At 37.0% G+C, this 15,454-nt stretch carries 12 protein-coding genes; 10 read left to right on the top strand and 2 right to left on the bottom strand.

Annotated features, from left to right (window positions below; all coding sequences use genetic code 11):
• Positions 1 to 67: 67 nt before the first annotated feature.
• Both leuS and ACK2M2_RS04700 read right to left on the bottom strand, forming a co-directional pair.
• Positions 68 to 2,689 (bottom strand): leucine--tRNA ligase, encoded by a 2,622-nt coding sequence (leuS, locus tag ACK2M2_RS04695; RefSeq protein WP_419346326.1) that lies wholly within the window; start codon positions 2,687 to 2,689, stop codon positions 68 to 70.
• 119 nt (positions 2,690 to 2,808) lie between these two features.
• Positions 2,809 to 3,153 carry a DUF4124 domain-containing protein gene (locus ACK2M2_RS04700; protein WP_409510790.1) on the bottom strand — a complete coding sequence of 115 codons (345 nt, stop codon included), beginning with the start codon at positions 3,151 to 3,153 and terminating at the stop codon, positions 2,809 to 2,811.
• 575 nt (positions 3,154 to 3,728) lie between these two features.
• On the opposite strand from ACK2M2_RS04700, the gene ACK2M2_RS04705 reads away from it, so the two are divergent.
• The 10 genes from ACK2M2_RS04705 to ACK2M2_RS04750 all read left to right on the top strand — a co-directional run bounded on the left by ACK2M2_RS04705 (position 3,729) and on the right by ACK2M2_RS04750 (position 15,406).
• Entirely contained in the window at positions 3,729 to 5,456 is a 1,728-nt protein-coding gene (locus ACK2M2_RS04705; RefSeq protein WP_419346327.1) for an acetolactate synthase 3 large subunit, read from the top strand.
• Positions 5,453 to 5,944: an acetolactate synthase small subunit gene (gene ilvN / locus ACK2M2_RS04710; protein ID WP_409510792.1), complete on the top strand. Its 492-nt coding sequence runs from the start codon at positions 5,453 to 5,455 to the stop codon at positions 5,942 to 5,944. The genes ACK2M2_RS04705 and ilvN overlap by 4 nt, the downstream gene beginning before the upstream one ends.
• A 169-nt stretch (positions 5,945 to 6,113) precedes the next feature.
• Positions 6,114 to 7,130: a ketol-acid reductoisomerase gene (ilvC, locus tag ACK2M2_RS04715; RefSeq protein ID WP_409510793.1), complete on the top strand. Its 1,017-nt coding sequence runs from the start codon at positions 6,114 to 6,116 to the stop codon at positions 7,128 to 7,130.
• 194 nt (positions 7,131 to 7,324) lie between these two features.
• Entirely contained in the window at positions 7,325 to 8,143 is an 819-nt protein-coding gene (locus tag ACK2M2_RS04720; protein ID WP_419346328.1) for an XAC2610-related protein, read from the top strand.
• A gap of 816 nt (positions 8,144 to 8,959) precedes the next feature.
• Positions 8,960 to 9,475 (top strand): hypothetical protein, encoded by a 516-nt coding sequence (locus ACK2M2_RS04725; RefSeq protein WP_409510795.1) that lies wholly within the window; start codon positions 8,960 to 8,962, stop codon positions 9,473 to 9,475.
• Positions 9,476 to 9,555: 80 nt separating this feature from the next.
• On the top strand, positions 9,556 to 10,260 hold the full coding sequence (locus ACK2M2_RS04730) for a molecular chaperone (protein ID WP_409510796.1): 705 nt from the start codon (positions 9,556 to 9,558) through the stop codon (positions 10,258 to 10,260).
• 22 nt (positions 10,261 to 10,282) lie between these two features.
• Complete coding sequence (locus tag ACK2M2_RS04735; protein WP_419346330.1) at positions 10,283 to 12,583, top strand: fimbria/pilus outer membrane usher protein; 2,301 nt, start codon at positions 10,283 to 10,285, stop codon at positions 12,581 to 12,583.
• 12 nt (positions 12,584 to 12,595) lie between these two features.
• Positions 12,596 to 13,012 (top strand): hypothetical protein, encoded by a 417-nt coding sequence (locus ACK2M2_RS04740; RefSeq protein WP_409510798.1) that lies wholly within the window; start codon positions 12,596 to 12,598, stop codon positions 13,010 to 13,012.
• 495 nt (positions 13,013 to 13,507) lie between these two features.
• On the top strand, positions 13,508 to 14,791 hold the full coding sequence (locus ACK2M2_RS04745) for a glycosyltransferase family 4 protein (protein ID WP_419346332.1): 1,284 nt from the start codon (positions 13,508 to 13,510) through the stop codon (positions 14,789 to 14,791).
• A gap of 63 nt (positions 14,792 to 14,854) precedes the next feature.
• Positions 14,855 to 15,406, top strand: coding sequence for a phosphatase PAP2 family protein (locus ACK2M2_RS04750; protein ID WP_409510800.1), 552 nt, complete (start codon positions 14,855 to 14,857; stop codon positions 15,404 to 15,406).
• Positions 15,407 to 15,454: the final 48 nt, after the last annotated feature.

Consider the following 15,454-nt stretch of genomic DNA (forward strand, 5'->3'; position numbering starts at 1 on the left):
TTCATTTATTTAAAACTCTCCCTTGCGAAGCGATGTTCTCACCTTCAAAAAGGGAGGCTTAAAAGCATTAAACCACCAAATTGACTAATTTGTTTGGAACAACAATTTCTTTCTTGGTTGGACCTGTCAAGAATTGTTGAACTTCAGGCAATGCTTTCGCAAGTGCCAAAATATCATCTTTAGAAATATCAACTGCAACTTCTAATTTGCCACGAAGTTTACCATTCACCTGAACCACAATAGTTTGCGTATTACGGGTTAAAGCTGATTTATCCACTTGAGGAAATAAAACAGATGTTAACTCAATATCAAACTTCGCCAATAACACTTGGCTTAAATGCGGTGCAAATGGCGCAAGCAAAGTTAAAAGCGTGGTGATTGATTCGCGAGCAACAGCAACATCATTATCATCTTTAGTTTCAAACTTATTATTTGCATTCAGCAATTCCATCATCGCTGCAATTGCTGTGTTAAATGCATGACGACGTTCGATGTCATCACCCACTTTTTGGATGGTTTCATGGGTTTTACGGCGTAAGTCTTGCGCTTCTGTTGATAATTTTGTGGTATCAATTGCAGATGCATTGTTGCTTTTTTCAAGGAAGCCTGCCGTTAAACGCCATACACGTTTTAAGAAACGATTCGCACCTTCAACACCAGCATCAGACCATTCAAGTGATTGATCAGGTGGCGCAGCAAACATCATAAATACACGTGCAGTATCTGCACCGTATTGATCAATAATAGATTGTGGGTCGATACCGTTATTTTTCGATTTCGACATTTTCTCTTGACCACCAACCACAACGTCTTGGCCATCACCTTGATATTTTGCAGAAAGGATTCGACCTTTTTCATCACGTTCAAGGTCAATATCAGCAGGGTTAAACCATGTTTTTTTGCCTGAATCTGCTTCACGATAGTAAGTATCTGCAAGTACCATACCTTGGGTTAACAAATTGGTGAATGGTTCATTGCCTTGTACGACACCTTCATCACGCATTAATTTATGGAAGAAGCGTGCATATAGTAAATGAAGAATGGCATGTTCAACACCACCGATATATTGATTTACAGGTAACCAGGTTTGACCTGCAGCAGGATCAACAATACCGCCTGTAAATTCAGGTGATGCGTAACGCGCATAGTACCAAGAAGATTCTACGAAAGTATCTAAAGTATCAGTTTCACGACGAGCTTCGCCACCACAGGTTGGACATGTCGTTTCATAGAACTCAGGCATTTTATTCAGTGGATTACCAGAGCCATCGGGAACGACATTGGTTGGTAAAACCACAGGAAGCTGGTCTTCAGGTACAGGTACTTGACCACACTTGGTACAGTTGATCATTGGAATTGGACAACCCCAATAACGTTGACGAGATACACCCCAGTCACGTAAACGGAATTGAACTTTAGAATTCGCAAGCTCTGTTGGTGCTAATTTTGCAAGGAAGGCATCATAAGCCACTTGTAAATTTAGACCATCAAATTCGCCTGAATTGACCAATGTACCTTCTTTTGAACCGTACCATTCTTGCCAAGTGCTTGCATCAAAATCTGCATCTTCTGCACCTTTAGCATCAATCACTTGTTGGATATTTAAACCAAATTTATTGGCAAACTCAAAATCGCGTTCGTCATGTGCGGGAACAGCCATCACTGCGCCTGAGCCATAGGACATCAACACGTAGTTTGCAATCCAAACAGGAACTTCTTCGCCTGTGACTGGATGCTTAACAGATAAACCTGTTGCCATGCCTTTCTTTTCTGCAGTAGCAAGATCAGCCTCTGCTACTGAACCCATACGACATTCTTCAATGAATGCAGCCAATGTTGGATTTGTTTCAGCAGCTTTAAGCGCTATTGGATGTTCTGCTGCAACTGCAACATACGTTACGCCCATTAAGGTGTCGGCACGTGTGGTAAATACTGTTAAACCATCGGCATAAACATCAGGGTTTGCTGATGGAAAAGTAATGTCCATCCCTTGTGAACGACCAATCCAGTTACGCTGCATGGTCAATACTTGTTGTGGCCAACCGTCTTTAAGCGTATCTAAATCATCTAATAATTCTTGTGCATAGTCTGTAATACGGAAGTAATACATTGGAATATCACGTTTTTCAACCAATGCACCTGAACGCCAACCGCGACCATTTTCAACTTGTTCATTCGCCAATACAGTTTGATCGACAGGATCCCAGTTTACTGTTGAAAGTTTACGGTAAATTAAACCTTTTTTATAAAGCTGAACAAATAACCATTGTTCCCAACGATAATATTCAGGCGTACAGGTTGCAAATTCACGATCCCAATCGACAGCAAGACCTAATTTCTTCAGTTGGTCACGCATATACGCGATGTTTTCAAATGTCCATTTTGCAGGCGCAACTTGATGAGCAATTGCAGCATTTTCAGCGGGTAGACCAAAGGCATCCCAACCCATCGGTTGTAGTACGGTTTCACCTTTGAGGCGGTGGAAACGGCTGATCACATCACCAATGGTATAGTTACGCACATGACCCATATGCAGTTTGCCACTTGGGTAAGGGAACATCGAGAGAATATAACGACGTGGGCCTTCTACAATGTCGGCAACTTTGAATGATTTGCGAGTTTCCCAGTCCTGTTGGACAGTCGGTTCAATCGCACTTGCTTGATATTCAGGGTCAATGTGAGTAGTCATATACGTAATATAAGAGAACGGTTAGAAAATTTGAAATACAGCATAGCGCAAAACGCACTAAAAAGTGAGTTTTGCGCTGAAATTTATACAGCTAAAATGATGTGAAATATTTGAAAATTTTATTGTGGTGCATCTAGGCGATTTTCGACAGGCGCACTTTGAGATTGAGCAACAGGAATATGCTGAGCTTGTTCGGTATTATTCTGTGTTGCATTATTTTGAGGCTGTGATGTTGTATTATTTTGTACCGGTGCACTAGAAGAACTACGTGAAGCACCATAAGTATCGACTTTACCGTGTTTTTTCGCTTTTGCTGGTGGTGGTGTAGTGGTGTAGTGGGTAGAGCCATTTGCATCGACCCATTTATAATATTGCTTGGCAAAGCTTTGTGTTGCGGTGAAGGCTGTGATTGAAACCAAAGCAACAGAGAGCAAAGAAGTTTTGAACCATTGAAGCTTTTGCATGTGAATTACCTTATATATGCAGAAAAATATTTTGTGATTATTTTATCGGAAGAAATGGATGGATACATCAACAATAAGGGTTGTGATGAGATTTTTATTTCTGTCTGTATTTTATACGATTTTTAGAAAATGAAAAGGCTAGTTCTTTTTTTAGTGCAAAAGTTAATAATAAAATTAATGATAAAAAATACAATTGATAAAAAAAAGTTATGTGTTGCTTAAAATATTAGACTGAAAATAATCCAGAAAAGCGTCTTTGAAACCTTGACTTTGGTCGCTGAACCTACAAAAATGCCTAAACAGTTTTATGTGTTTTTATTCGACCACCCTTTGAATAAATACATCGCTTGCAGTACCAATTTTTCTAAGCCGAAAAATTGAATATTACTTAAATATGCTTATCCCAGCGTATTTTAGGTTGACCAAACTTTTTAAAAGACAGTGCAGTCACATTTTTTTATATTGCAGCAAAAACTTATGAAATATGTGTGCTATAACAGTGCACACAAGTCAATCAATGAAGCACGCTGTATGTCTCCCATACAGGTCGTGGAATAAAGATTAGGGTGAATACGTTGGAACTTTTATCTGGTGGTGACATGCTTGTTCGCGCTTTAGCGGATGAAGGCGTAGAACATGTTTTTGGGTATCCAGGCGGCGCAGTTTTACATATTTATGATGCGCTATTTAGACAAGAAAAAATCAATCATTACCTTGTACGCCATGAGCAAGCTGCTGGTCATATGGCAGATGCATACTCGCGTGTAACGGGTAAAACAGGCGTTGTCCTTGTGACCTCAGGTCCAGGTGCCACCAACACTGTAACGCCAATTGCGACTGCTTACATGGACTCCATTCCAATGGTGATCTTATCAGGTCAGGTTCCGTCACATTTAATTGGCGAAGATGCATTCCAAGAAACCGATATGGTTGGCGTATCTCGACCAATCGTAAAACATAGTTTCCAAGTGCGTCATGCAAGTGAAATTCCAGGCATTATTAAAAAAGCATTTTATATTGCATCTTCAGGTCGTCCAGGTCCTGTGGTTGTTGATATTCCAAAAGATGTGACCAATCCTGTTGATAAATTTGCTTACGAATATCCTGAAAAAGTAAAAATGCGCTCTTATCAGCCGCCACATCGTGGGCATTCTGGTCAGATTCGTAAAGCAATTGATGAGTTGTTAAATGCTAAACGTCCTGTGATTTATACGGGGGGCGGTGTAGTTCAGGGCAATGCATCTGCATTATTGACAGAGCTTGCACACTTATTAAATTACCCTGTAACCAATACATTGATGGGCTTGGGTGCGTTCCCGGGCAATGATCCTCAATTCATTGGTATGTTGGGTATGCACGGAACCTATGAAGCTAATATGACCATGCATAATGCAGATGTTATTTTGGCAATTGGTGCTCGTTTCGATGACCGTGTAACCAATAACCCTGCAAAGTTCTGTACCAATGCAAAAGTCATTCACATTGATATTGATCCTGCAACAATTTCAAAAACCATTATGGCGCACATTCCAATTGTGGGCGCGGTTGAGCCTGTGTTGCAGGAAATGTTGAGCCAGTTAAAACAACTCAATGTTACTAAGCCAAACCCTGAAGATATTTCGGCTTGGTGGTCTCAAATTGATGAATGGCGCAAAGTTCACGGCTTACGTTATGAAGCGGGTGAAAATGGGGTAATGAAGCCACAGCAAGTGGTTGAAGCGCTCGATAAAATTACCAATAGCCAAGCGATTATTACGTCTGATGTTGGTCAACATCAAATGTTTGGCGCGAACTACTACCGTTATACACGTCCACGTCAATGGATCAATTCAGGTGGTTTGGGCACAATGGGTGTAGGTTTGCCATACGCAATGGCAGCAAAACTTGCATTCCCAGAGCAAGATGTAGTTTGTATTACAGGTGAAGCATCAATTCAGATGTGTATCCAAGAGTTGTCTACCTGTAAACAGTATGACTTGAATGTCAAAATTCTTTGTTTGAATAACCAAGCTTTGGGTATGGTTAAACAATGGCAAGATATGAATTACGAAGGGCGTCATTCAAGTTCTTATATTGATTCATTGCCTGATTTTGCAAAATTGATGGAAGCTTACGGTCATGTGGGTATTCAAATTGATCATGCCGATGAACTTGAGTCAAAACTTGCTGAAGCAATGGCAATAAATGATAAGTGCGTATTTATCAACGTTATGGTAGATCGTGCAGAACACGTTTATCCAATGTTGATTGCAGGTCAATCGATGAAAGATATGTGGTTAGGCAAAGGGGAGCGCACTGAATGAGACATATAATTTCTGTACTCGTTGAAAACGAAGCTGGTGCGTTATCTCGTTTAGTTGGTTTGTTTTCTCAACGTGGTTATAACATTGAAACGCTAAACGTTGCGCCAACTGAAGATGCAACCATGTCACGTTTAACGCTGACGACTTATGGTGATGATCATAAAATTGAACAAATCACGAAGCAATTAAACAAATTAGTTGAAGTTGTGAAAGTTGTAGATCTGTCAGAAGGTGCACACATTGAACGTGAGTTGATGCTGATTAAAGTAAAAGCGCTTGGTTCTGCGCGTGCTGAAATTAAGCGTACAGCAGACATCTTTCGTGGTCAGGTGGTTGATGTAACACCAACGACTTACACGATTCAGATTGCAGGGACAACAGAGAAAATTGACGGTTTTATTGATGCACTTGCTGAAAACACGATCTTAGAAGTGGTGCGTTCAGGTGTATCTGGTATTGCCCGTGGCGAAAAAGTTTTATCGATTTAATTTTTTCAGATATTAAAAATTTAAGGTTTTAACCATTTGGTTAATTGATTTTTTATAACCTCATGTATAACCTCTCCTTACAAACAGGAGAGGGACTTAACCTGTAAATTGATCAAAACAAGATCCTCAGGTTAAGACGAGGAAACAAAGCATTTAAGCGGAGACAGCAATGCAAATTTTTTATGATAAAGACACAGACTTATCGATCATCCAAGGCAAAAAAGTAGCAATTATTGGTTACGGTTCACAAGGTCATGCACATGCGCTTAACCTTAAAGATTCTGGCGTTGATGTAACTGTTGGTCTACGTGCAGGTTCTACTTCTTGGAAAAAAGCTGAAAATTCTGGTCTTAAAGTTTCAGAAGTTCCTGCTGCTGTTGCTCAAGCTGACGTTGTTATGATTTTGACTCCAGATGAGTTCCAATCACAACTTTACCGTGACGTAATTGAACCGAATATTAAGCAAGGTGCAACTTTAGCATTTGCTCACGGCTTCTCTATTCTTTATAACCAAGTTGTTCCACGTGCTGACTTAGACGTAATCATGGTTGCTCCAAAAGCACCAGGTCACACAGTACGTTCAGAATACCAACGTGGTTCAGGTGTTCCTGACTTAATCGCTATTCACCAAGATGCTTCTGGTAATGCGCGCAACGTAGCACTTTCTTACGCTTCAGGCGTGGGTGGTGGTCGTACAGGTATCATTGAAACTTCATTCCGTGAAGAAACTGAAACTGACCTTTTTGGTGAGCAAGCAGTTCTTTGTGGTGGTGCGGTTGAATTGGTTAAAATGGGCTTCGAAACTTTGGTTGAAGCAGGTTATGCACCAGAAATGGCGTATTTTGAATGTCTACACGAACTTAAATTGATCGTTGACTTGATGTTCGAAGGCGGTATCGCAGACATGAACTATTCAGTATCGAATAATGCTGAATATGGTGAATATGTAACGGGTACTGAAGTTATCAATGAACAATCTCGTGAAGCAATGCGTAATGCACTTAAGCGTATCCAATCTGGCGAATATGCGAAAATGTTTATTAACGAAGGTGCTTTAAACTATCCTTCTATGACTGCTCGTCGTCGTCAAAATGCTGCACATGGCATCGAAGTAACAGGTAACAAGTTACGTTCTATGATGCCTTGGATTCAAGCGAATAAAATCGTAGATAAAGAAAAGAACTAAAACTTAGTTCTTTAAAAAACCCACTCAATTGAGTGGGTTTTTTATTGAAAACTTGTTTTCAATTCAATATGCAGATTTTTTGCTTGGGATAATGGGGGCTTTACAGTATTTATAATACTGCTTATAAAATTTAATTGTGATAGATTACGCATAATTTTAATACTTATTATGAATTTAATTTTTTGGGCTAACTCATGAAAAAGCAACTACTTATCACTTTGACTGCATTGTCTATCTCATGCTTTAGCTTTGCTGAAACTGCACAAATCGTATCAACTGAGCTTAAACCTTTGTCAGGCGTACGTGTATCGATGCAACGAATGTTGAAATCGGGTGAAGGTCGCTATTTCATGAGCTTATATGCAGGTATTCCCAATCCACATGGCACTTTATATGACTTGATGAGCGTAAAAGAGATTGCATTTAAAGGTACTCAAAAAGCAGATCAGATCATTATGAAGTCGGTAGCGAGTGAGCGTGATGAGGCTGGGAAATATCAAATTAGCGGAACATTAAATGCCAACACGGGGAATTTCAAGGTTCTATTTTCTGAAAATGCAGAAACTACAGGTAAGTCGATGCAGTTTGAACCAGCATTTAAAGTTGCAAATAAACCAACATTTATTTTTAAATTTTATGGTCAAAATGATCCTAAGCAACCGCTTGGAAATGCGTTAAAGCGAGTTGATGTTTTGAATAAAGTTGATAACTCGATTGTCCAAAGCCTGACAGGTTTTACCGCCTATGCCGGTAGTATGGGTTATATGGATATTAACTTTGATGGTTATTATGATGTCATTTTATCTGACTTATCGGGTGGTAAAGATATTGCAGATAAACGTTATATCTATTGGATGTATAACCCAAAGACTAGTCAGTTTCAGCGTTCAGCACAAATGGAAAAAATTGTAGGTTTACCAGTATTACATGGTGAAAAACAACAAATTGATTTTGGTAATGGACAAATATATCAAGTAGAGAAAGGTCTGTTAAGGAAAATTGATCGTCAGTAAGAAGCATAGGTTGAATATATAAGGCAGTTATAAACTGCCTTTTTTTTGGTATTTTTTTTTATTATCTAGCTGTTTTTAAATTTTTTTAACTCTACTGGTTGGTGGTTTTTGTTTGGGGTGATTCTATTCAATGGTCAATTTAGTAGTCAAATCTGTATTCTTTCATAATGTGCAGGAACCGCTGAAATAATCTATTCACTTGTTATTATTATTTAACATTTCTATAGATTGGTTTTTATTTGATTTTTTAAACACCTGTTGGTTTAACTTATAAATACTATATATTTATTCGCACAAATTTGAGCATAATGTGACGTATTTTGCTAATTATTAATCCATAATTTAATTAAGTATTTAGGCATTCTAAATAGTTTAATGGAATAGTAAAATAATCAAGAAGAAGTCTAAATATTTTTTTTTAATAATGATAAAAAAATAGGCGGTTTTTGTAACGTTATAATTCAAAATGAAAAGTCTAGAAATATTTTGTAAATTATAAAATCTTATAAAAATTATATATTTGTTGTGTTTAGTGATGTAAGTAATTGATTTTATGATTTTGCATTGTAATTTCGATGATATTTTTTTTATTCAATAAATAATTAAAACAGTAGTTTGGTTATAACTTTTATTAAAAATACGAGTATGTGATAAATCATGTGAATTGATTATATTTCAGTCAAGTTTAGAAAGATGGGAATAAGCTTTTAGTTGCAGTTACACGATAACTCAAAGAAGAGTTGAAAATATGTGTAGTTGTAGATTGTTTTATTTACTAAAACATTTTCTTGAATAAAGAAAAATGGGAGAAATAACATGAATAAAATGACACAGGCCGCATTAGCGACATTGGTATTGGGTGTTTGTTCAACAGGCGTTTATGCAGACGAACTTGCAGAAAAAGGTGGTGGTGGAGGTGGTGGTCCAGACTGGAATAGCTGTACAGAGCTAGGATGTAGTAAGGATATTCCAATTACACTCGAAGTTCCTAAAAAATGTGTAGTTACTGGGGGGAATCCGATTGTTTTAAGTGCGAATGGTGGTACTAAAACTTCGGCATATTCAATACAAAGTAATACAAACTATGTATTGGAGTTATCCACTGCTAACGCAGGCACAAGTTCAGCAACATTTGTACGTCATGTAACCGATCCATTGGCGAAAGTGAGTACAACAATTAAAACGAATGGTGGTGCAGTGGGTTGGGGTACTTCAAACCATGTAGGTTTTGGTACTGATAACTACACAGTGACCGTAGATAATCCTGCAACAACAGCAGCAAATAAAGCTGGCACTTATACTGATACATACAAAATCAGAGTGTTCTACTAAACACATATAAGCCCGATATGAACCTAACTTAATGACTTAATTGAGTTAGGTTTTATTTTTCAGAATAAGAGGGTGTAAAAATGAAAAAAAGAATCTCTTTTTTTACCATAAGCATGCTATTGGGTAGCATAACTTATGCGGGTGTGGCTGTTAATCCTGTTCAGCTTTATATTCGTGATACGGCAAAACAAAAATCAACAACATTAACTGTTGAATCTATCGATGAAACCGAAAAAAAAATATTTGAAATTAAGGCATTGAGTTGGACACAAGATGAATCTGGGAAAAATATTTTAAGTCCAGATGATAGTGTGATGATCAATCCAAAAAGTTTTATCCTAAATCCATATAAACAACAAACCATTAGAATTGGTTTTTCACGTCCTGTTGCTTCTATTGTTGAGAGTGGTCAAGAAAAAGCTTGGCGTATTATTCTTGAAGAAATGCCACAAGTGGTCAAAGATAATTCGGTTAACTTTTTATTTAATTTCAACTTACCGCTTTTTGTCGGTAAGCAAGATGATTTAAAGCTTATCTTTAAACATTCTGGAAGCCAGTTGAAAGTTATCAATGAAGCAAATTCACATGTTCAAATTACAAATTTAAAAATAGTTGATACTGCAAAAAAAGAAATCTTTAAAAGTAATGAAATGAATTATTTATTGGCTAAAAAGAGCTATAGCTATGATCTTGGAAATACTCGATTAAATAGTGCTCAAAAATATGCTGTCCAAGTCAATACAGATAAAGATGACAAGGTCGTTGAATTCCAAATTTCAGACTAGTATGTAGTTTGTAGGGGGTTATATGCCTATTAAAAATAAAATATTAATCATGATTAATATTTTCTGGGCCTTTAGTGCTCAGGCGAGTGAATCTAATGTAGATCCAATTCTTGCAAATTTGTGGGTCAATGAGTTGGATATGAATACGGATGTCACGCTCATTAAACAAAACAATCAATTTTATATTGAATGCAGTATTTTAAAAGAAAAGGGAATTGATATTGCACGATTTCAAATCTTACAGTCGAAACCCGAATTTTGTTCTATTTCAGATGGACAGGTTCAATCGCTTTTTGATGAAGGGTCACAAGCAATAAAAGTCACGGTACCTTCAGGTTTTTTTATTTCCAATACATTTGATCAAACTATTCAAATGCCAGAGAAAGCGAGTCTAGGTGGATTTTTTAATTATGAATTATTTTATGCCAATAGTGATGCTGGAAATCGCTATAGCGGCTTAACTGAACTTGGTGTTTTTAAAGATTTTTGGCTATTTAAAAATGCGATGCTTTATCAAAATCAGGATGAAATAAATAAGTTTATTCGTCTCAACAGTAGCATTGATTTTGAATTTCCAGAAAAAATGACAAGGCTGACATTGGGTGATACCACAACAGTTTACAATCCACTTATCAATTCACTGCGTTTTGGTGGGCTAAGTTGGGGAACTAATTTTACAGAAAGACCTAACTTTATTTATTGGAATGTACCTTCTTTGGAAGGTAGTGCTCGAGTACCATCGACAGTTGAACTGTATGTTAATGGCGTCAATATTTATAATCAAAAAGTTAGTCCTGGGGACTATAATTTACAGACGGGTGCACAAATTCAACAATCTGGTAATGCTCAAATTGTTGTTGAAGATATTCTGGGTAATCGGAGTGTTCAGAGTTTTCCAATTATGGTGACCAGTAAACTACTTCGTCCGGGCTTGAATGAATACAATGTTTCCCTCGGAAAGTTGCGTTATAACTACAATTTAGAAAGTAGTGATTACCGTGATTTTTTTGCGAACACATTTTTCAGAAGAGGTATATCAAATAGTACATCATTAGGTATTAATGCGTTATATAGTCAAGATATTCAAAATCTAGGATTAATGTGGACACAAGCGGTAAGCAATTGGTTTTTATTTGAAAGTGTTGCTCAAGCTTCACATGATGATCGAAATGATACCAATTTTTCATATGGTTTATCATTAAGTAAAGACATTGGTCGTTTCTCCTTTGGTGCAAATAGTAAATATACCGAACAACATTTTAAGTTTTTAGGAGATGAGCTAAATAATGAAAGTAGCTATCCAAAATTTGAGAATCTTGTCTATTTGGGCATAAGTGGTGTTCCACTGGTGCAAAATATTAATTTGAATTTTGCAGAACAAAAATATTATAAAAATGAAACTTTTGAACGAGATGATAGGCGAATATTCCGTGCTGGTTTTAGTCGTCAAATTGGGCGAAAAATGATTCTCGGTTTAAATTATTTTAATGAAACAGGAGATCGTTCTGACTCAGGTGCGACACTATCGTTAAGTTATAGTTTTGATAGTCAAAAAACTTTATATATGAGTCATTCGACCGCTGAAGACAGTAATGTTCAATTTGTTAAAAATGATACGAATCAAGTTGGTTTTGACTATGCTTTCGGTGCAAATCGGAGAAATGGAGAGATTTTATATAATGTAGATGGTCGTTTAAAAACTGAAGTCGGTGATTTAGAGTTGAGTCATCAACAAAGTGATTCTTATCGAGAGTCTCAGGTTTACTATCGTGGTGCAGTTGTTATGTTAAATAAAAAGTTCAACTTTACCAAAGCAGTAGACAACGCATTTGCGTTGGTGAAAGTTGACTCTTATCCAGACATTGATATTTATCGGGCTTTAAATCATGTCGATAAAACCAATAAAGAAGGTTATGCCTTTGTACATGACATTATTCCTTATGTGAAATATGACATCGCTTTTGATGAAAATCAGCTACCTGTTGAAGATAAAATTTTATATTCCAATAAGCAAATTACAGCATTAAATCAGCGTGGTTATGCAATTGATTTTCCAATATATCATGCCAAACAAGTGACTGTTCGTCCTGTTAATGCTCAAGGAAAAACCTTCGATGCTGCTTCGGAAGTTTATGTCAATAATAGTGATGGAGATGTCTATCCTTTATCTTCGGATGGAACAGTCACTTTGTATGGTTTGATACCACAAACATATCATTTAACAATCAAGTCAAAGGAGGAGCAGGATTGTAAGGCTGAGTTAGTCGTTAAGGATAAACAGACTGAGCAAAATAATCAGCCTGTTGATATAAGTTGTAAATAGAAGGAGTAGGATATGAAACTTCAAGTTTGTATCATCATTGCATCATTCTTTTATGTGGCTTCTGTGGATGCGAAACCATGTCAGATTGATCGATTTACATCAAATCAATTAAGATTAAGTTCATCTTATTTGAGTCAGGCGGCAACCTCTTTTACGGTTTCATGTGATACGAGATATGCCATTCAGTTTAATGCTCGAAACTTAACAAATACGAATGGAGCAAGCTATTTGGTTAACCAGCGCAACAACAAGCTGAGAACTCAAATGAATATTACAGGTGCTTCTAGTTCACGCTGGAATGTTCCTTTAGTGCAACCAGCAGGTATAAATGAAAAATTTGTCGTGTTGGTTCAATTGTTGGAGCGACCAACAGCTTTTACACCAGCAGGTACTTATCAAGATCATTTATATGTCAGTCTTGAGTTTTAAAGATAGGGTTAAATATGATGACAGATTTAATTTATGTCAAAATATCAATATTTTATGATCATAAATGTATAAATATACTGTCTAGTCTTGACTAAGATGAATAGATTAGACAGTAGTGTAAATAAATCTTTCAATAGTTTTATTTAGTTGTTAGTCATTCAGTTTAAAGCTATTTAAAGTTTTTTTATGATTAAAATAATCATCATATTCTAAGGGCAATTGTGTATAAGCTCAGCACAAAAATAAGTATGAGAAGTCAATAATCAAATATGTGGGCTGTTTTTTGTAGAGTAAAATATAAAAATAGGGCAGAAATATATTATTGCAGCGCAATTAGGGTATCAGGCTTTTATTCGTATGCAGGCAGAAAAGTATTACGATGTGGTTTGCTCCAATGTGATGTTTTTGGGTGAGTCAAAAAACGGTCATATAATTATCATAAAACTGTCAATAATGCAGATTAAACTCTAGAAAATAAAACAGATCAGGTGACGTATGACTAGACCGTACGCAGAAGCCTTGTATTACAAACAACAAAATTTTCCTGAATATTTTAAAATTTACTTTCGTAAAAATAATCAGCATTCTCAGGTAAATCATAAGGCATCTTTGGAGAAGTTGACTCGCCCACGCCTTAAAATTGCGATTGTGACTGAAACTTGGGCACCTGAAATTAATGGTGTAGCCTTGTCTTTATTACAACTCTGTAAAGGTCTGCAAAAGCAGGGACATAAAATTTTATTAATTCGTCCTACGCAAAAACAAAAATGTAAGGAATTTTCACCAAATAAAGAATGCTTGGTTATGCCACAAGGTATTCCGCGTTATCCAAGTATGCAATTTGGTTGGCCACAATATGGCAAGGTTACACAGGCGATAGACAGTTTTGAACCTGATGTGGTGCATATTGTGACGGAAGGACCTTTGGGTTTTGCTGCTTTACATGTTGCTAAAATTCGAAAAATTGTGGTATCTAGTGGCTTTCATTCGCCCTTTCAAGAATTTAGTCGTTTCTTTGATTTAGCATTTTTGGTTAAGCCAATCCAACATTATTTACGATGGTTTCATAATCACACTCAACTGACCTGTGTCCCGAGTAAGCATACAGAGCAAGGACTGAGAGCTTTTGGTGTAACTTGTCCGTTGGCAGTGGTTGGGCGAGGTGTCGATACGCAGCGTTTTTCCTCGAAGTATCGATCAGCAATTTTACGTAAGCGTTGGGGTGCCGATGAAAATACACGTGTCATGCTGTATGTGGGACGTTTATCGCCTGAAAAAGAAATCCATGTGTTGATAGGCGCTTATCAACTCATGCTTAGACAACAACAGAAAGTTAAATTAGTGATTGTTGGTGATGGTCCTGATCTTTCACGCTTACAAAAAATGCCCATAGCATCTGAAGTTATTTTTACAGGTAGTCTTGTCGGCATGGAACTTGCTGAAGCTTATGCAAGTGCAGATGTTTTTGTATTTGCGAGCCAAGTTGAAACCTTTGGTAATGTTGTGCTTGAGGCAATGGCGAGTGGTTTACCCGTAATTGCTTATGATTACGCCTGTGCACAGCAACAAATTCAACATCAGCAATCGGGTTGGTTGTGCCCACTAGGGCGAACGGAAGTCTTTACTCAAACAATGTTACAACTTCCTGAACAAACAATATTGCACCAAATGGGACAAGTTGCGATGCAACAAGTACAAAAAACAGGTTGGCAACATGCGGTACAGCAATTTGAAACAGCGCTGTATCAAGTTGTACAGGATCATCGAATGGTCTCATAAATTTATCAATTTTATATTGCACAAATGTTGTGCTTCACTCCGCTGAGAAAGAGGAGCATCATTATGAATTTAAAAGCTACAAAAATTAAAATACTTGATCTCGATTTGAAAGGCTGTATTTACCTAAACCATTTATCCAATGTTCAGCGTATAGCACTATTTTTTAAAATTATTAGTCGGTTAGGTGATGGGGCTTTTTGGTATGCCATGGTGTTATTGGTCTGGCTACAAAAGGGTTTTGCTTACGGTTTTCAATTGCTTTATATTTTGTTGGGCGGAAGCATTGGTACAGCAATTTACAAAGTATTGAAAAAAACCACAGTACGTCCTCGACCTTACCAAGTACATCAGGTGATTGTGATGGGTGAGCGTCCACTCGATCATTTCAGCTTTCCCTCTGGTCATACATTGCATGCAGTCATGGCAACAACGGTACTTGGTTATATTGCACCTATCCTGTTATTTTTAATGTTGCCTTTCACGATATTGGTTGCCTTATCTCGTATGGTTTTAGGTTTACATTATCCTAGTGATGTGATTGTCGGTGCGTTGATTGGGATAACTGTCGCAAGTTTAACTATTCTCTGTGCGCCATTATTGAATATCATGTTGTAAATATGCGCTATTGATGTGCATAAATTACTTGGTAAATTCTCTTCAATG

The organism is Acinetobacter sp. TY1, from assembly GCF_048551395.1.
Taxonomy (GTDB): domain Bacteria; phylum Pseudomonadota; class Gammaproteobacteria; order Pseudomonadales; family Moraxellaceae; genus Acinetobacter.